The sequence below is a fragment of the Massilia sp. LC238 genome, assembly GCF_000735635.1.
Lineage (GTDB): Bacteria > Pseudomonadota > Gammaproteobacteria > Burkholderiales > Burkholderiaceae_D > Telluria > Telluria varians.
Genome location: NZ_JNNN01000083.1, coordinates 79,968 through 98,658, shown reverse-complemented (window position 1 = coordinate 98,658; position 18,691 = coordinate 79,968). Strand labels below are relative to the sequence as shown.

The following is an 18,691-nucleotide window of genomic DNA, read 5'->3' as shown; positions in this document are numbered from 1 at the left end:
CATCTGGAATTGGCACAGGAAAGTTTCGACTACCTGATCGTGGGCGGAGGATCGGCAGGCTGTGTGCTCGCCAACCGCCTGTCCGCCGATCCCGGCATGCGGGTCGCCCTGATCGAGGCCGGCGCCGACACGCCGCCGGGCGCGGTGCCAGCGGAAATCCTCGACAGCTACCCGATGCCGCTGTTCTGGGGCGAGCGCTATATCTGGCCGGCGCTGAAAGCCCGCGCCACCGCCGGCGCCGCACCCAGGGTCTACGAACAGGGCCGCGTGATGGGCGGCGGCTCGAGCATCAACGTGCAGTCCGCCAACCGGGGCCTGCCACGCGACTACGACGGCTGGGCCCGCGACGGGGCGGACGGCTGGGGCTGGAATGAGGTGCTGCCCTACTTCCGCAAGCTCGAGCGCGATCTCGACTTTCCGAACTCGCCCCTGCACGGCAGCAGCGGCCCGATACCGATCCGCCGCATCATGCCCGACGCCTGGCCGCGCTTTTGCCACGCCTTCGCGGCAGGCCTGCGCTCCAGTGGCCTGCCCTACCTGGACGACCAGAACGCCGAATTCGGCGACGGCCTGTTCCCCGCGGCATTCTCGAACATCGACGACCGCCGCGTCTCCACCGCCGTCGGCTACCTCGACGCGGCCACGCGCGCCCGGCCCAACCTGCGCATCCACGCCGGCATGCGGGTCGAGCAGCTCGTCATGACGCAGGGCGCGGCGAGCGGCGTGATCGCCGTCGACGCGCGCGGCAACCGGGTGCGCTTCGCCGCCCGCCAAGTCATCGTCTCGGCGGGCGCGCTGCAATCACCCGCGCTGCTGCAGCGCGCCGGGATCGGCGATGCCGGGCTGTTGCGCGAGCTCGGCGTACCGGTGGTGGCCGACCGGCCCGGCGTCGGCCGCAACCTGCAGGACCACCCTGCACTCACCTTCTGCCACTTCCTGGCTCCGGAATTCCGCATGCCGCTGGCGCGCCGCCGCGCCAGCATGACGGCGGCCCGCTTTTCCTCGCAGCTGGACGGCTGCGAGCCGGGCGACATGTACATGTCGAGCGCCACCCGCGCCGCCTGGCATGCGCTCGGCAACCGCCTGGGGTTGTTCTTCCTCTGGTGTAACCGGCCGTACTCGCGCGGGCAGGTACGGATCCTGTCGTCCGACCCCTCGGCGGCGCCGGAAGTCGAACTGAACCTGCTGTCGGACGAGCGCGACCTGGAGCGCATGGCGCTCGGCGTGCGCCGGCTGGCGCAGGTACTGCAGCGCACCGACCTGCACCGCCACCCCGGCGACTTCTTCCCGGCCGCTTTCTCGCCGCGCATCAAGGCCCTCAGCCGCGTGAGCCCGGCCAACGACCTGCTGACGCGGCTGCTCGGCATCGGCCTCGACACCCCGGCGCCCCTGCGGCGCTGGATCATCGAGCGCTTCGTCACCGGCGGCCAGCGCATGGCGGCCCTGCTGGCCGACGAGGCCGCGCTGCATGCCTTCATCCGCAAGAGCGTGTTCGGGGTGTGGCATGCCAGCGGCACCTGCCGCATGGGCCCTGCGCATGACCGCCAGGCCGTCACCGATTCCGAGGGCCGCGTATACGGCGTGGCGAATCTGCGCGTGGTGGACGCCTCGCTCATGCCCAGCCTGCCCTCGGCGAACACCAACATCCCCACCATCATGATGGCCGAAAAAATCGCCGACGCGATCCTGTCGCGCCGGCCAGGGGCCGGCATGCGTCAGCAGCGCGTGCTGGCCGTAGATCCCTGACGCCGCGCCAGACGGCGCAGAAACAGTTCGCAGTCGCACGGTGCTGTCCAGCGCCGGGGCACTGCTCAACCCTAGGAGACGAAAATGGCTGTGGTCACAAATGAAGTCGCATTCACGGAGCGGGAGAGCAACCGCCATACGCTCAGGGCGGTGGTCGCCTCAACTGTCGGCTGGTCGCTCGACCTGTACGACCTGTTCATCCTGTTGTTCGTCGCGCCGATCATCGGCCGGCTGTTCTTCCCGTCCGACAACCCGATGTTGTCGCTGGCGGCGGTGTATGCCTCGTTCGGGGTTACCGTGCTGATGCGGCCGCTGGGCTCGGCCCTGTTCGGGTCCTACGCCGACCGCAAGGGCCGCAAGGCGGCCATGATCGCCTCGATGATCGGCGTCGGCGTCTCCACCGCGGCCTTCGGCCTGCTGCCGACCGTCGCCCAGATCGGCGTGGTGGCACCGATCCTGTTCATCGCCCTGCGCCTGATCCAGGGCGTGTTCGTCGGCGGCGTGGTCGCCTCGACCCACACCATCGGCACCGAGTCAGTGGCGCCGCGCTGGCGCGGCGCGGTCTCGGGCCTGATCGGCGGCGGCGGCGCCGGCCTCGGCGCCCTGCTGGCTTCGGTGGTCTACTGGATCCTGTCCGAGATCTTCCCGGGCGAGGCCTTCGACGAATGGGGCTGGCGCTGGATGTTCTTCACCGGCATCATCAGCGCCGTGCTGGGTATCACGATCTTCAGCAAGCTCGAAGAATCGCCCATGTTCAAGAAGATGCAGGAAGCCAAGGCACGCAGCAAGGCGACCGTGGTGGCCGATGCACATCCGGTCCGCACCCTGTTCAGCGGCAAGTGGCGCAACGTCCTGCTGGTGAACATTCTGCTGACCTTCGGCGGCGGCGCCGGCTACTACCTGACCTCGGGCTTCCTGCCCACCTACCTCAAGGTGGTGACCGGCACCCCGGCCACGACCGCCGGCTTCGTCCTGATGCTGGGCAGCGTCGGCGTGATCGTCGCCTCCATCGCTGCCGGGCACCTGAGCACCCTGATCGGACGCAAGAAGGCCTTCATCTGGATCGGCGTCGTGCGCCTGGTCCTGCTGCCGGCCATCGCCCTCCTCATGCCGGGCGTGACCGATACGCTCACGCTGGCAATCTACGTCATCGCCTTCAGCATGCTCGGCAGCATCGGCTATGCGCCGATCCTGATCTTCCTGAACGAGCGCTTCCCGACGGCGATCCGCGCCACCGGCACCGGCCTGTCGTGGAACATCGGCTTCGCGATCGGCGGCCTGATGCCGACCATGGTGTCGCTGTCGTCGCCGCTGCCGACCGATGTGCCGATGTCGCTCGCACTCTACCTGGGTGGCATCAGCGTCCTGTTCCTGATCGCCGCCCTGATCGTGCCCGAAACGATCGGCAAGCTCGACGAACCGCAGTCCTGAACGCTGCCAGACCTGAAAAAGGAGCGCGCCATGCATGCCAAAGACCAGAAGATCCGCGAACGTTCCGCCCGTTTTCGCGACGACTACGTCTCCGCCACCCCGGGCTGGTACCGGGGCGAGATGCACCTTGGCTTCACCCTGCTGTTCACCGGCGGCGTGATCGCTTACTGCCTGTTCCAGATCGAAGCGTCGCGCTGGCAGGAATGGCTGATCGCGCTGCCGATCTTCCTGTTCGGTAACTGGGCCGAGTGGGCGGCGCACCGCTACCTGCTGCACCGCCCGAGCAAGTACTTCAACGCGGTCTACAAGCGCCACTGCGCGGTGCACCATCAGTTCTTCACCCACGTCACGCTCGAGTACGAGGGACAGAAGATGTGGCGCGCATTGCTGTTCCCGCCGTTCGCGCCGGTGATGTTCGTGCTGGCGGCGCTGCCATTCGCGCTGCTGGTGGGCTGGCTGTGGTCGGCCAACGCCGGCTACATCGCGATGCTGACCATGGCCGGCTACTTCCTCATGTACGAGGCGCTGCACACCCTGTCACACGTGACCGACAGCCCTTTCCTGGACCGCCTGCCGCTGGTGAACACGGTGCGCCGGATGCACGTCATCCACCACCATCCGGAGCTGATGGCCACCCGCAACTTCAACCTCACCTTCCCGATCTGCGACGCCCTGTTCGGCACCAGCGACCTGAGGAAGGGGCTGTGGGGCACGCTGTTCCACGGCAGCGGACACGCCACCATGGGCGAGGAAGAGCGGCGGATCGTCGGCCTGGATGCGGACGCCCAAGTGGCCGAAGGCCGCCGAACGCATCACAAATTGTGATATTTCGGATCAATAAACACTATTAGGCGTGATGACCTTGCCTCCCTATACTGAAATTATCAACACAGGCGTCACGCCCGGGAGTTCGATAGCATGGAAATGAAGACCGCTCACGTCGCTGGGCAGCAGCAGGCCCAACCCTTCGTGGGCCGCCCGATGCGGCGCATCGAGGACGCCTCGCTCCTGACCGGGCGCGGCCAGTACGGCGACGACGTCGGCGTCAAGCCGGGCACCCTGCACGCGGCCATCGTGCGCTCGCCGCATGCCCATGCGGTCCTGAACGGCATCGACAGCAGCCGCGCCGAAGCCCTGCCCGGCGTGCGCGCCGTGCTGACCGGGCGCGACCTGGCTGCCTGGTCGAAACCCTTCGTGGTCGGCGTCAAGGCCCCGATGGAGATGTGGGCGCTGGCGGTGGACCGGGTGCGCTATGCGGGCGAACCGGTCGCGGTGATCGTCGCCGACACCCGCTACCTGGCCGAGGATGCGGCCGACCTGCTGGTGGTTGACTACACCCAGCTCGACCCGGTGGTGTCGATCGAGTCCGCGATCCGCCCCGACGCTCCCATCCTGCACGAAGGCCACGGCAGCAACATCGCCAGCGACCGGAGCTTTCGCTACGGCGACCCGGAAACCGCTTTCGCCAATGCGCCGCACACGGTGGAGCTCACGGTGCACTATCCGCGCAACTCGTGCACCCCGATCGAAGGCGCGGTGGTGGTCGCAGACTACCTGTCGGAAGAAGAAGGCTACGATGTCGCCTCCAACTTCATGGGGCCGTTCTCCCTGCACACCGTGATGGCGCTGGCGCTGCGCGTGCCCGGCCACAAGCTGCGCCACCGTACCTTCCGCGACTCCGGCGGCAGCTTCGGCGTCAAGCACGCGGTGTTCCAGTACGCGGTGCTGATGTGCCTGGCCTCGCGCAAGGCCGGCGCCCCCGTGAAATGGGTCGAGGACCGGCTCGAGCACCTGGGCGGCCTGACCTCGTCCACCAACCGCCTGTCGACCATCCGCGCCGCGGTGCAAGGCGACGGCCGTATCACGGCCCTGTCGTACGACCAGTTCGACGACGTCGGCGGCTACCTGCGCGCGCCGGAACCGGCCACCTTCTACCGCATGCACGGCGTTCTTACCGGCGCTTATGCGATCCCGAACCTGGCGGTGCGCAACCGCGTGGTGCTGACCAACAAGACCCCGGCCGGCCTGGTGCGCGGCTTCGGCGGGCCCCAGGTCTACTTCCAGCTCGAGCGCCTGATGCAGCGCATCGCCGTCGAACTGGGGCTGGAGCAGCTCGAGGTCTACCGCCGCAACTTCATTCCCGCCGACGCCTTCCCCTACCAGGCGGCGGCCGGCGCCCTGATCGACTCGGGCAACTACCAGCGCGCGCTGGAACTGATGCAGGACGAAGGCGGTCTGGCTGCCCTGTACGAAAAGCGCAAGCGCACCCGTGCCGAAGGCCGGCTGTACGGCATCGGCTTTGCCGCGATCGTCGAGCCCTCGATCTCGAACATGGGCTACATCACGACCGTCCTGCCGAAGGAAGCGCGCGCCAAGGCCGGCCCGAAGAACGGCGCCATCGCCTCGGCCAGCGTGGCCATCGACCCGCTCGGCGGCATCAACGTCACCATCGCTTCGGCCCCCGCCGGCCAGGGCCACCGCACCGTGTGCGCCCAGGTGGTGGCCGACGTGCTGGGCGTGGATCCGGACCAGGTCGCGGTCAACGTCGAATTCGACACCCAGAAGGATGCCTGGTCGGTCGCGGCCGGCAACTACTCGAGCCGCTTCGCCGGGGCGGTAGCAGGCACCGTCCACCTGGCCGCCTGCAAGATCCGGGACAAGCTCGCGCTGGTGGCGGCGCCGCAGCTGGGCGTGGCCCCGGTCGACGTCGTCTTCGCCGGCGGCAAGGTGCACGCGAAGGGCGAGCCGTCACGTTCCCTGCCTTTCCTGCGCATGGCCGCCAGCCCGCACTGGGCTCCTGGCCTGCTGCCGGAAGGCGTCGAGCCGGGCCTGCGCGAAACCGCCTTCTGGACCGCGCCGCAGCTCGGCGCGCCGGACGAGCAGGACCGCGTCAACACCTCGGCCGCCTACGGCTTCGCGTTCGACGTATGCGGCGTCGAGATCGACCGCCACACCGGCCGCGTGACCATCGACAAGTACGTCACCACCCACGACGCCGGCAAGATCCTGAACCCGGCCCTGGCCGACGGCCAGATCCGCGGCGCGTTTGCCCAGGGCCTGGGCGCGGCGCTGATGGAGGAGTTCCGCTACGGCGAGGACGGCAGCTTCCAGTCCGGCACCTTCGCCGACTACCTGGTGCCCACCACCTGCGAAGTGCCGGAACCGCAGATCATCCACATGGAGACCCCCTCGCCCTTCACGCCGCTGGGCGCCAAGGGCCTGGGCGAAGGCAACAACATGAGCACGCCGCCGTGCATCGGCAACGCGGTGGCCGACGCGCTCGGCCTGAAGGACGTCGAACTGCCGCTCACGCCCTCGAAGGTCGTCGACCTGATCGGCGCCGACGAGCCGCCGCCCTCGCCGGCGGTGCGCCAGGCGCCGGCCGCGCCCGCACCGGCAACGGCCGGCGGCGGCAAGGGCGGCAAAGCGCTGGCCGCGCGCGGCGAAGTGCTGCTCGACGCGCCGCCCGAAGCCGTGTTCCGGGTCCTGCTCGACCCGGTGGCGCTGGCCAAGGTCATCCCCGGCTGCAACGCGCTGGAGCCGGCGGGAGAACACCGCTACCGGGCCGACGTCAGTGTCGGCGTGGGCATGATCAAGGCGCGCTACGCCGCCGAGGTGGCGCTGTCCGAACTCGATCCGCCGCGCAGCCTGCGCTTGGCCGGTTCCGGCCTGTCCGCGGTCGGCAGCGCGCGCGGCAGCGGCATCGTCACGCTCGAGCCATCGAACGGCGGCACGCTGCTGCGCTACGACTACGCGGCCGAAGTGTCGGGCAAGGTGGCCGCCGTGGGCAGCCGCATGCTGGAGGGCGCCGCCAAGATCGTGCTGAACCAGCTGTTCGAGCAGCTCGGCCGCGAGGCCGGCGGCAAAGGGGCTGCCGTGGCCGCACCCTCGGCGAAACGCGGCCTGCTGGCACGCATCCTGGCCCTGTTTGGAGTACAACGATGAAACCGCAAGCATTCGACTACGCCCGTCCCGCCAGCCTTGACGAAGCCGTGGCCCTGCTGACCGAGGCCGGCGAGGACGCGCGCATTCTGGCCGGTGGCCAGTCGCTGATGGCCGTCCTGAATCTGCGCCTGGCCCAGCCGAGCGTCCTGATCGACATTTCGCGTGTGCCGGACCTGAACTACGTCCGCGCCAGCGGCAAGCACCTGGTGATCGGCGCCGCCGCGACCCAGGGCAGCGTCGAGTGGCGCGCCACGCTGGCCACGGAAGTGCCGCTGCTGGCCCAGGCCTTCCCGCACATCTCGCACTTCCAGATCCGCAACCGCGGCACCGTGTGCGGCTCGATCGCCCATGCCGACCCGAGCGCCGAGCTGCCGCTGGCCCTGCTGGCCTTAGGGGGCGAAGTGGTGCTGCGCAGCCGCCGCGGCCAGCGCACCGTCGCCGCAGCCGATTTCTTCCAGGGCATGCTGATGACGGCGCGGGCGCCGGACGAACTGCTGGTGGAAGCGCGCTATCCGCTCGCCCAGCCGGGCGTGCGCTATTCCTTCGACGAGTTCTCCGGCCGCCATGGCGACTTCGCCATGTGCGCGGTGGCGGCCGTGGTCGGCCCCGACAGTATCCGCCTGGCCGTCGGCGGCGTCTCGGACCGGCCGACGGTGCGGACCTGGGGCCGCATCGCCGGCGACGACCTGGCAGCGGCGATCAACGATTTCGCCTGGGAGCTGGGCGCCAAGGACGACCACCACGCCTCGGCCAAGTTCAGGCGGCAACTGGTGCGCCACCTGGGGCGCGCCGCGATTGAAAAGGCACTCTCATGAAAACCTACCGCAAAAACGAGGTGGTGCGCATCGAACTGGTCCTGAACGGCCAACGGCGCAGCGGCACCTGCGAACCGCGCACCCTGCTGTCGGACTTCCTGCGCCAGGACCTGGGCGCCACCGGCACCCACGTCGGCTGCGAACACGGCGTCTGCGGCGCCTGCACGGTGAACATCGACGGCGTGGCCGGGCGCTCCTGCATGACGCTGGCGGTGCAGGCCGAAGGCTGCCGGGTCGAGACCGTCGAAGGGCTGAACGCCGGCCAGGAAGGCCTGTCCGACCTGCAGGAAGCCTTCCGCCGCAACCACGCGCTGCAGTGCGGCTTCTGCACCGCCGGGATCATGATGTCCTGCACCGACTACCTGCGCCGCAACCCGGACCCGAGCGAGCTCGAAGTACGCGAGATGCTGTCCGGCCACCTGTGCCGCTGCACCGGCTACACCAACATCGTCAAGGCCGTGCTGGAGACGGCCGCCGAGCGCCTCGGCAGGCCCCACGGCGCCGGCCTGGCGCCGGACAGCCCGGGCCACGCCGGCGTGGGCGACGCCGGACAGTCCAGGCTGGTCAACGCGTAATTCAACACATAGATCGAATAGCAATCAACCGGAGGAGAACATCGTGCTGGATCTTGGACGCACATTCCTGCAAAGCGTCGAACGCAGCCCCCATGCGCTGGCGGTCGTGGACGGCGAGCAGCGTCTTACGTATGGCGAGTGGTACGAGCGCATACAGCGCGCTTGCGCCGGCCTGGCCGCCCTTGGCCTGGAACGCGGCGACCACCTGCTGGTGGTGCTGCAGAACCGCATCGAAATGGCCACGCTGCACTGGGCCTGCCAGTTCAGCGGCGTCATCGTCACGCCGCTCAACTGGCGCGCCAAGCCCGAGGAGGTCGAGTACTGCTTGATCGACTCGGGGGCCAAGGCGCTCGTGTATGAAGCGGTGAGCGAAGCGGCGGTCGCCGGCAGCCCGGCAGCCGGCGGCGTGGCCCGCATCGCCGTCGGCGGCGTCGCCGGCGGTACGCTGGGCTTCGACGAGCTGCTGGCGCAGCCGCCCGCGACGCCGATCCTGGCGGCGCAAGCGGAAGACGTCTCGCTGATGCTGTACACCTCGGGCACGACCGGCAAGCCGAAGGGCGTGCCGCGCCGCCACCGCGCCGAGCGCGCCGGCGCCCTCGGCCACGTCGCCCAGAACCTGTACCGGCGCGGCGAACGCACCCTCGGCGTCATGCCGCTGTACCACACGATGGGCGTGCGCTCGCTGCTGGCCATGGCGCTGATCGACGGCCTGTTCGTCTGCGTGCCGAAGTTCGACTGCGCCGCCGCCTTCCGTTCGATCGAGCAGGAACGCGTGACCAACCTGTACCTGGTGCCGACGCTCTATCACGACATGCTGGCCTGGCGCGAAAAACATGGCGCCGACATCTCGTCGGTGCGCAAGCTCGGTTTCGCCGGGGCGCCGATGCCGGACGGCCTGCTCAAGCGCCTGACCGAGGCCTTCCAGCCCGAACTGTTCGTCAACCACTACGGCTCGTCCGAGGTGTACACCTTCGCCATCGACCAGGACGCGACCCGCAAGGCCGGCAGCGCCGGGCGTGCCGGCGTGAATACCCGGCTGCGCGTGGTGCCGCTGAACGCCGAGTCGCCCGAAGGCAGCGTCGCGCCGGGCGAGGAAGGCCAGATCATCTGCGACCTGCAGGGCGACGAAGCCTTCGAAGGCTACTGGAACCGGCCCGACGCCGACGCCAAGTCGATCCGCGACGGCTGGTACTTCACCGGCGACACCGGCTATCTGGACGGGGACGGCGACCTGTTCGTGACCGGCCGCATGGACGACATGATCATCAGCGGCGGCGAAAACATCTCCCCGGTCGACATCGAATCGGTGCTGTCGCTGCATCCGTCCGTGGACGAGGTGGCGGTGGCCGGCCTGAAGGACGAGCGCTGGGGCCAGAAGGTGGTCGCCTTCGTCAAGACGCACGGCGTGGTGAGCCCGGAAGCGCTGAATGCTTACTGCCAGTCGTCCGACCTGCTGAACTTCAAGCGCCCGCGCGAATACGTCTTCGTGCGGGAGATCCCCAAGTCACCGGTCGGCAAGATCCTGCGACGCAAGCTGGTGGCCGGTGAGTACGAACCGGTGCCTGCGCCCGGCAACAAGGAAGGAAGTGTGCAATGAAGGCAGATGCGAACGCAGAAGTAATGTCGACCGGTAAGGCGCGTGACCTGCGCGAGTGGCTGGCCCACCTGGAAGCGACGCAGCGCCTGGCGGTGATCCGCGAAGGCGTGCCGCTCAAGCACCGGCTGGCGGCGATCGCCAAGCGCCTCGATGGCGCCCAGGCCGCCTATTTCCCGCGCCCGGGCGGCCATGAGATTCCCGTGGTGTCCGGCTTCGTCTCGCGCCGCGGCTGGATCGCCGAGGCGATGGGCGTGGAGCAAAGCGGGCTGCTGGCTGCCTTCCGCAAGGCGGTCGAGCACCCGCTGCCCTGGCGCGAGGTCGACGCCGGCGCGGCGTGCCAGCAGGTCGTGCACCGCTTCGGCCAGGACGGACAGGAGCTCGACCTGCACACCCTGCTGCCGATCCCGACCCACAGCGAACATGACAACGGTCCCTACATCACCGCCGGGCTGGTGATCGCGCGCAATCCGGTCACGGGCGTGCAGAACGTGTCGATCAACCGCATCCAGGTGCACGGCCGCGACCGTATGGCGATCCTGATGCTGCCGCGCCACCTGCTGGCCTTCTACCAGGCGGCCGAGGCGAACGACCAGCCGCTCGACGTGGCGGTGGTGATCGGCGCCGATCCGCTCACCCTGCTCGCGTCGCAGGCGATCACGCCGATCGACCACGATGAGCTGGAGATCGCCGGCGCCCTGCACGGCGCGCCGCTGCCGGTCGCCAAGTGCCTCACCAGCGAGGTGCGCGTGCCGGCCAATGCCGAAATCGTCATCGAAGGCAAGCTGCTCCCGAAGCTGCGCGAGCCGGAGGGCCCGTTCGGCGAGTTCCCGAAGTATTACAGCGCCCAGGAGAACCGCGAGGTGATCGTGGTGGAGGCCGTGACCCACCGCCACAATCCGATCTACCACACCATCGTGCCGGCCGAAATGGAGCACCTGCTGCTCGGTTCGATCCCGCGCGAGGCCACCATGCTGGCCCACCTGCAGCGCAGCTTCCCCGGCGTCCTCGACGTCCACCTGTCGGTCGGCGGCGTGGGCCGCTACCACCTGTACGTCAAGTTCCGCAAGCTGCGCGAAGGCGAGCCGCGCAACGTCATCCTCGGCGCCTTCGGCGCCCACTACGACATCAAGCAGGTCACCGTGGTCGACGATGACGTCGACGTGCACGACCCGCAGCAGGTCGAATGGGCGGTCGCCACCCGCTTCCAGGCCGACCGCGACCTGATCGTCATCCCGGGCGCGCAGGGCTCGGTGCTCGACCCCTCGACCACGGTGGGCTACACCGGCGACGGCGTCGCCCCGCCGCATCTGCAGGGCATCAGCGCCAAGATGGGCCTGGACGCCACCAAGCCGGTGGCTTACCACGGCCACGTCTTTACCAAGGTGCGCATCCCGGGCGAGACCGAGATCGACCTCGACCAGGAGATCGTGCGCGGCGCCGCCATCGACTGGTCGAACGTGACGGTGCGCACATGAGCAAGCCGCGCCTGGTCGTCGCCATCACCGGCGCCAGCGGCGCCATCTACGGCGTGCGCCTGCTGCAGGCCCTGCGTGAATCAGGCGCTTGCGAATCGCACCTGGTGATGTCGTCGTCCGGCGTCATGACGGCCCAGCAGGAACTCGACCTGCGGCGCAGCGACATCGAGGCGCTTGCCGACGTCGTCCACAACGTCAAGGACATCGGCGCGACCATCGCCAGCGGTTCCTTCCGGTCGGCCGGCATGGTGGTGGCGCCCTGCTCCATGAAAACCCTGGCCAGCATCGCCCACGGGCTGGCCGACAACCTGGTTGCGCGCGCGGCCGACGTGATGCTCAAGGAGCGGCGCCGGCTGGTGCTGGTCGCGCGCGAAACCCCGCTCAACCTCGCGCACCTGCGCAACATGACGAGCGTGACCGAGATGGGCGGCATCATCTTTCCGCCGGTGCCGGCCTTCTACACCCGTCCCGGCTCGCTCGACGAGCTCGTCGACCATACCGTCGGGCGCCTGCTCGACCTGTTCGACCTTCCCCACGACGGTCTCGTCAAACGCTGGGAAGGCATGAACAAGCAAACAAGCGAACAACGCAGTCAATAACCTCCAGGAGAACAACATGACCCAAGCAACCCAACTGAACCACCCGGCCCACCAGCTGCTCGACAACCTCAAGGGCTTCCGCGTGGAAGTCGACCCGGAGCGCCAGCGTGCCGACATCATCCTGTCGAACGGCCAGTTCAACATCATCTCGATGGCCCAGCGCGACCAGCTGCGCCTGGTGTTCGAGGCGCTCGACTTCGACGAGCGCGTGCGCGTGATCGTGTTGCGCGCCGAAGGCCAGCACTTCTCCAGCGGCGGCGACATCAGGGGCTTCCTCGAGGCCAGCCCGGAGCACGTGTCCAAGCTGGCCTGGAATATCGCCGCCCCGGCGCGCTGCAGCAAGCCGGTGATCGCCGCCAACCGCGGCTTCTGCTTCGGCGTGGGCTTCGAGATCTCGCTGGCCTGCGACTTCCGCATCGCCACCGACACCACCTTCTACGCGCTGCCGGAACAGAAGCTCGGCCAGATCCCGGGCTCGGGCGGCTCGGCGCGCCTGCAGAAGATGGTCGGCATCACGCGCACCAAGGACATCGTGATGCGCTCGCGCCGCATCCCGGGCCAGCAGGCCTACGATTGGGGCGTGGCCACCGAATGCGTGCCGGACGCCGAGCTGGAAGCCGCCACCGACCGCCTGGTCGACGAACTGCGCGCCTTCTCGCCGATCGCCCAGCGCACCGCCAAGAAGCTCCTGAACGACACCGAGGATTCGCCGCTGTCGATCGCCATCGAGCTGGAAGGCCACTGCTACAGTCGCCTGCGTTCCTCGGACGACTTCCGCGAAGGCGTCGAAGCCTTCCACGCGAAGCGTTCCCCTAGCTTCAACGGCAGCTGAACCCAGGGGGAAGCTCCGGATGAGCAATCTGAACGCACGCAACTACATCGACGGGCAGTGGCAGGGCGCCGCGTCCGGCGCCGTCGGCGAAAGCCGCAACCCGGCCGACGGCAGCGTCATCGGCAGCTACGCCGCCAGCGGAGCCGAGGATGCGCGCCTCGCCATCGCCGGCGCGCGCCGGGCTTTCGATGCCTCGCTGTGGCCGCACGATGCGCGCCTGCGCCAGCTGGTGCTGCTGGAGTGGGCGCAGCGCCTCGAGCAGCGCCCCGAACTGCCCGCCCTGCTCACCCAGGAAAACGGCAAGGTGCTGGCGCAGTCGCGCGGCGAGCTGGCGGCGGCCATCTCGGAAATCCGCTACTACGCGGGCCTGACCCGCCACATCCCGGGGCACTTCATGGAAGTCGAGCCGGGCGCCTACTCGGCCACGCTGCGCGAGGCGGCCGGGGTGGCGGGCCTGATCATCCCGTGGAACGCGCCGGTCGTGCTCTTGATCCGCTCGCTCGCGCCGGCGCTGGCGGCCGGCTGCACCGTGGTCATCAAGCCGGCGCACCAGACCGCACTGATCACCACCGAGGTGCTGCGCGAACTGGCGGCGGTGGAAAGCCTGCCGCAAGGGGTACTCAACCTGGTGCTGGAACGGGGCAGCGAGGTGGCGCAGGAACTGGTGGCATCGACCGAGGTCGACGTGCTGAGCTTTACCGGCTCGAACCTCACCGGCCAGCGCATCATGGCGGCCGCCGCCCCGACCATGAAGAAGCTGTCGCTGGAACTGGGAGGAAAGTCGAGCTGCCTGGTGTTTCCCGACGCCGACATCAGGTCCGTGGCCCAGCGCCTGGCCACGGCGGCGACCATCATTTCAGGCCAGCAGTGCACGGCCGCGCGCCGCGTGCTGGTGCATGCCTCGCGTTTCGATGAGATGAAGCGCGCCCTGAAGGCTGCGCTGGAAGCAATCGTCGTTGCGCCGGGCGACGCTCCGGGCGCCGGCATGGGGCCGCTGATCGACGGCGAGTCGCTCGATCGCGTGTCGTGCGACGTCGAACGCGCCCTCGACATGTGCGACGAAGTGGTGCTGCGCGGCGGACGTGGCGGCGGCAAGCTGGCGGACGGCCACTTCTTGAGCCCGACCCTGGTCGCGCACGCCGATACCGGCGCCTTCTTCACCCAGGACGAGATCTTCGGCCCCTTCGTCGTGCTCGAGAAATTCGAGGACGAGAAGGATGCGGTGGCGCGCGCCAACCATAGCGTGTTCGGGCTGTCCGCGAGTGTCTGGACGGCGGACGGCGACCGCGCCATGCGCCTGGCGCGCGCACTGCGCAACGGCACCGTCTGGATCAACGACCACAACCGGCTGTTCGCCGAAGCGGAAACCGGCGGCTACCGCCGCAGCGGCATCGGCCGCCTGCACGGCTACGAGGGACTGGCGGACTTCCTCGAGACCAAGCACATCTTCCGCAACGCCGGCCTGGTCTGAGCGGCGAACCACAAACCAACAACACAAGGAGACAACATGAATTACCTCAAAGGACAGCGCCGCAAGGCGGCGCTTGCCGGCGCATGCCTGGCCGGCTGCCTGGCGGGCCCGGCATGCGCGCAGGGCAGCGTCACGGTGTACGGCGTCGTCGACGCGGCCGTAGCCCGCATCGGCAATGCGGGCGCCGACGGCAGTGCCGTCACCCGGATCCCGTCGCTGACCGGCAGCCTGCCCTCGCGCATCGGCTTTCGCGGCGAAGAAAGCCTGGGCGGCGGACTCAGCGCGGCCTTCGCGCTGGAAGGCGGTTTCGGGCCCGACACCGGGATTTCCGGACAGGGTGGCCGGCTGTTCGGCCGCCAGGCCTGGGTCGGCCTGAAGGGCGCGTGGGGCACGCTCCAGCTCGGACGCGTGATGAACATGACCTACCACAGCACCGCCAAGAGCGACGTACTCGGGCCCAGCCTGTTCTCGATCAGCAGCATCGACCTCTACCTGCCGAATGCGCGCAGCGACAATGCGCTGGCCTATGTGGGCAACTTCAAGGGCTGGACCGTCGGCGCCAGCTACAGCCTCGGGCGCGACACGTCCTCGGCCGGCGGGGCCGCGGCAACCGGCTGCCCCGGCGAACTGGCGGCGGACGACGACGCCTGCCGCCAGGTCACCGCGCTGCTCGGCTATGAAACCGACGCATACGGCATCAATGCCGTCTACGACCGGATGCGCGGCGGCCCGGGCGCGGCGAACGGCCTCACGAGCAGCGCAAACACCGACCGCCGGGTAGGCGTCAACGCCTACGTCATGCTCGGACGCACCAAGCTGGGCGGCGGCATGTTTGCCAGGACGACGGATGCCGCGCCAGGCAGGACCGAATCGGACCTCTACTATCTGGGGGTCAGCCATCCCCTCAGCGCCAGCCTGACGCTCGACGCCCAGGTCGCGCGCAAGGCGGTCGACGCATCGGCGGACGATTCGAACCTGATGGCCGCGCGCCTCACCCACGCCTTCTCGAAGCGTACCGCCGTGTACGGCGCGGTCGGGCGCATGGACAACCGGGGCCAGGCGGCGATCGCCCTCGACGTGGGCGGCAGCGCGGCGCCGGGACGCACGCAGAACGGCATCATGGCCGGGCTGCGGCACTCATTCTGAAGTAAGATGCCGGCTTCGGACATCGATACCTGAAGCCACATTCCCATGGACTTGCGCCAGATTCACTACTTCATTGCGCTGTACGAGGAAGGCGCCGTCACCCGTGCCGCGCACAGGCTGAACATCGTCCAGCCAGCCCTGAGCATGCAGATCGGCAGGCTGGAGGATCACCTCGGCCAGAAACTGTTCGAGCGAGGCAAGCAGGGCATGGTGCCGACCGCCGCCGCGCGTCAGATGTACCGCCTGTTCGTCCCCATCGTGCGCGACTTCTCGAATGCCGAGGCCCAGATGCTCAGCAGCGAGGGAGAGATCCGCGGACACGTGAAGATCGGCCTGATCGCCTCGATCACCGAAGGGGTGCTGGTCGAGACGCTGAGCGACTTCTCGAACAAGTATCCGGAGGTGGACGTAACGGTGAGCGACGGCTATACCAGCACGCTGACGGACTGGGTCACGGCGGGACGGCTGGATGCGGCCATCGTCAACAAGCCGCGCCGCCCGCTGGCGCTCGACGTCGAGCACATCGTCGACGAGGAGATGGTCCTGATCACCGGGGCCGGCCTGGCGGCCAGCCTGCCGCAGAACCTGGCCTTGCGCCAGGTGCCCGCGCTGGGCCTGCCGCTCGTCCTGCCGAGCCGCGGCCACGGCCTGCGCAGCAACATCGACAGCTTCGCCGAGAACGAGAACATCGAGCTGACGGCCAAGTTCGAAATCGACTCCCTGATCGCGGCCATCAACCTGGTCGAGCGCTGCCCGGTGGCCAGCATCGTCCCGCGCGTCGCGGTGCACCGGCAGCTGGCCAGCGGGTCGCTGCGCGCCCATGCCATCGTGTCGCCGAGGCTGGTGCGGCGTGTGGTGAGCGTGTCGCACCCGCGCCGCCCGCTGAATCCGGCCACCAAGCTGTTCGTGTCGATGCTGGCGGCGAACCTGCGCCTGCGCACGCCGGGGGCGCAGGCGGAAAGCGAAACGCAGGACGCCGCGCAGGAAGTGTCCGGCCTGGACCGGCCGGAACCGAATTGATTCCTTCGATCGATACCTGCTTCAGCGCGACGGCCGGGCCACACTCGCATCCGGCACCGGAGCCCCGAAGTCCGGCGTGCCGTCCGGTCGCCACGTGATGGGCTGCGCGCGCGTGTGGCGGTTCGGGTCGAACAGGGAGTCGCCCGTGATCTTTTCGTAGTTGCGCGCGTGGTAGACCAGGATGTCCCGCTTGCCGTCCGGCGTGGTGGTGAAGGAATTGTGTCCCGGGCCGTACTGCCCCGCCGCCGCATTGGTGCGGAAAACCGGCAGCGGCGACTTGGTCCAGGCGGCCGGGTCGAGGAGGTTGGCGGATTCCGCGGCCGTCAAGAGGCCCAGGCTGTAGCTGGCGTCAGTGGCGCTGGCGGAATAGGTCATGAAGACGCGGCCATTCTTCAACAGCACGGCGGGGGCCTCGTTGACGTGATGGGTCATCTTCTCCCATGCATAGTCGGGCGTGGTCAAGAGCGTCGCCGGGCCCTGGATCGACAGCGGCGTGTCCATCTTCGCGAGGTACACGGCCGTCATGTGCCGGTCCGCCGTGGGCGGCTTCTGGGTCCAGGCCAGGTAGCGCTGGCCCTTGACCACGAAGGTAGTGGCATCGAGGGCGAAGGATTCCCAGCCGGTCTTGAGCTGCCCCCGTTCGATCCACTGGCCTTCCAGGGGATTGGCGGCGGCATTCTCGAGCACGTAGAGGCGGATGTCGAAAGGGGCATCCTCGCGTCCGGCCGTGAAGTACAGGTACCACTTGCCGTCGATATGGTGCAGCTCGGGCGCCCAGATGTGGCGGCTCATCGGGCCGCTGGCATGCTTGCGCCAGACGACCCTGGCCTCGGCCTTGCCCAGCTCGTCCAGCGAGCGGGTGCGGCGCAGTTCGATGCGGTCGTATTCCGGGACGGTGGCCGTATAGTAGTAATAGCCGTCGCCATGCAGGGTCACATGCGGATCGGCCCGTTGCAGCACCAGCGGGTTGGCGAATTCGGTGGCGGCGGCCGGCAAGGCCAGCGCGAGCGCCAGTGCGAAGCTGAGGCGGGCTTTCATCATGTTCAGGGTCCTCGGGTCAGTAGATCTCGGAGGCCGCCAGCCTCACCTGCTTGAGCAGCAGGTCCGCGCCCGGCGCCAGCAGGTGGTCCTGCTGGCGGATGATCCCGAAGGCGTCCATCTTGCAGGGCAGCTCGATCGGCAGGATGCGCATCACGTTCAGCGACGCGTAGTACTGCGCCACTTCCTGCGGCATCACGTGCAGCGAATCGGTCTGCTGCAGCAGCGTGGTGATGAGCAGCAGCGCGGTGGTGTCGACCACGTTCACGGGCGGCTGCAGGCCGGCGCGGCGGAACATCATGTCGAAGCGGTGGCGCAGGATGCTACCGGGCGGCGGCAGGATCCAGGGCTGGTCGGCGATGTCTTCCAGGCGCAGGTCCCTGGCTTCGAGCAGCGCATGGCCGGGACGCACGACGGCGCAGGCGGGTTCCTCGGTCAGCTCCTCGTACACCAGGCCGCTCGAGTCTTCCTTCTCCAGGATGCGGCCGATCATGAAGTCGAGCGTGCCGCGCTGGAGCTTGTCGAGCAGAACGTTGCTGGGCTCGAGGTGCACGCCGATGCGCAGCAAGGGCGCCTGTTCCTTGATGCGCGCGATCGCGCGCGGCAGCAGCGCCATCGCCGGCGACATGATGACGCCCACCTCCACCTGCCCGGACAGGCCGGCCTTGAGGGCTACTAGGTCGTCGTGCGCCAGCGCCAGGCTGGTGAGCGCCATGCGCGCGTGGCGGATCATGGTCTCGCCGTAGATGGTCGGCTCCATCCCGCGCGGGAGGCGCTCGAACAGGCGCACCTCCAGCATCTCTTCCAGGTCCTTGATCTGCTTGGACGCCGCCGGCTGCGTCATGTGGAGTTCCTCGGCCGCACGATGGATGTTGCGGTAGTCGTCCAGCGCGATCAGGAGCAGCAGCTGGCGCGTCTTGAGGCGCGCCTTCAGAAACCAGTTGGGGTTCGTCGTATCCATCAGGAAATCATATCATTTGTGATATCGATCCAATGGAAAT

General features: G+C 68.6%; 15 protein-coding genes. 13 read left to right on the top strand and 2 right to left on the bottom strand.

Annotated elements, in window-relative coordinates; translation table 11 throughout:
* Window positions 1–3: 3 nt before the first annotated feature.
* From FG94_RS25310 to FG94_RS25250, 13 genes are all read left to right on the top strand, one after another.
* A complete protein-coding gene (locus FG94_RS25310) occupies window positions 4–1,746 on the top strand; it encodes a GMC family oxidoreductase (protein ID WP_036217709.1) in 1,743 nt (580 codons plus the stop codon).
* 84 nt (window positions 1,747–1,830) lie between these two features.
* The gene (locus tag FG94_RS25305; RefSeq protein WP_036217513.1) at window positions 1,831–3,177 is read left to right on the top strand and encodes an MFS transporter; all 1,347 of its coding nucleotides are present in this window, start codon (window positions 1,831–1,833) and stop codon (window positions 3,175–3,177) included.
* Between the two features lie 30 nt (window positions 3,178–3,207).
* Window positions 3,208–4,002: a sterol desaturase family protein gene (locus FG94_RS25300; RefSeq protein WP_051997105.1), complete on the top strand. Its 795-nt coding sequence runs from the start codon at window positions 3,208–3,210 to the stop codon at window positions 4,000–4,002.
* A gap of 93 nt (window positions 4,003–4,095) precedes the next feature.
* Window positions 4,096–7,122, top strand: coding sequence for a molybdopterin cofactor-binding domain-containing protein (locus FG94_RS25295; RefSeq protein ID WP_036217512.1), 3,027 nt, complete (start codon window positions 4,096–4,098; stop codon window positions 7,120–7,122).
* Entirely contained in the window at window positions 7,119–7,937 is an 819-nt protein-coding gene (locus tag FG94_RS25290; RefSeq protein ID WP_036217511.1) for a xanthine dehydrogenase family protein subunit M, read from the top strand. Before FG94_RS25295 ends, FG94_RS25290 begins: the two co-directional genes overlap by 4 nt.
* Entirely contained in the window at window positions 7,934–8,512 is a 579-nt protein-coding gene (locus FG94_RS25285; protein WP_036217510.1) for a (2Fe-2S)-binding protein, read from the top strand. The genes FG94_RS25290 and FG94_RS25285 overlap by 4 nt, the downstream gene beginning before the upstream one ends.
* Before the next feature lie 43 nt (window positions 8,513–8,555).
* Window positions 8,556–10,109: an AMP-binding protein gene (locus FG94_RS25280; RefSeq protein ID WP_036217509.1), complete on the top strand. Its 1,554-nt coding sequence runs from the start codon at window positions 8,556–8,558 to the stop codon at window positions 10,107–10,109.
* Window positions 10,110–10,132: 23 nt separating this feature from the next.
* Window positions 10,133–11,584, top strand: coding sequence for a UbiD family decarboxylase (locus FG94_RS25275; protein WP_036217703.1), 1,452 nt, complete (start codon window positions 10,133–10,135; stop codon window positions 11,582–11,584).
* Window positions 11,581–12,183 carry a UbiX family flavin prenyltransferase gene (locus FG94_RS25270; protein WP_036217508.1) on the top strand — a complete coding sequence of 201 codons (603 nt, stop codon included), beginning with the start codon at window positions 11,581–11,583 and terminating at the stop codon, window positions 12,181–12,183. Before FG94_RS25275 ends, FG94_RS25270 begins: the two co-directional genes overlap by 4 nt.
* Before the next feature lie 16 nt (window positions 12,184–12,199).
* The gene (locus tag FG94_RS25265) at window positions 12,200–13,015 is read left to right on the top strand and encodes an enoyl-CoA hydratase/isomerase family protein (RefSeq protein ID WP_036217507.1); all 816 of its coding nucleotides are present in this window, start codon (window positions 12,200–12,202) and stop codon (window positions 13,013–13,015) included.
* Window positions 13,016–13,034: 19 nt separating this feature from the next.
* On the top strand, window positions 13,035–14,486 hold the full coding sequence (locus FG94_RS25260) for an aldehyde dehydrogenase family protein (RefSeq protein ID WP_036217505.1): 1,452 nt from the start codon (window positions 13,035–13,037) through the stop codon (window positions 14,484–14,486).
* A gap of 36 nt (window positions 14,487–14,522) precedes the next feature.
* A complete protein-coding gene (locus FG94_RS25255) occupies window positions 14,523–15,632 on the top strand; it encodes a porin (RefSeq protein ID WP_036217503.1) in 1,110 nt (369 codons plus the stop codon).
* 45 nt (window positions 15,633–15,677) lie between these two features.
* The gene (locus FG94_RS25250) at window positions 15,678–16,652 is read left to right on the top strand and encodes a LysR family transcriptional regulator (protein ID WP_036217501.1); all 975 of its coding nucleotides are present in this window, start codon (window positions 15,678–15,680) and stop codon (window positions 16,650–16,652) included.
* A 21-nt stretch (window positions 16,653–16,673) separates the two neighbouring features.
* On the opposite strand, the gene FG94_RS25245 is transcribed toward FG94_RS25250, so the two are convergent.
* Together FG94_RS25245 and FG94_RS25240 are read right to left on the bottom strand one after the other, a co-directional pair.
* Window positions 16,674–17,693 carry a family 43 glycosylhydrolase gene (locus FG94_RS25245; protein ID WP_152571130.1) on the bottom strand — a complete coding sequence of 340 codons (1,020 nt, stop codon included), beginning with the start codon at window positions 17,691–17,693 and terminating at the stop codon, window positions 16,674–16,676.
* Between the two features lie 16 nt (window positions 17,694–17,709).
* Window positions 17,710–18,651, bottom strand: a complete 942-nt coding sequence (locus tag FG94_RS25240; RefSeq protein ID WP_036217497.1) for a LysR family transcriptional regulator — start codon at window positions 18,649–18,651, stop codon at window positions 17,710–17,712.
* Between the last annotated feature and the right edge of the window lie 40 nt (window positions 18,652–18,691).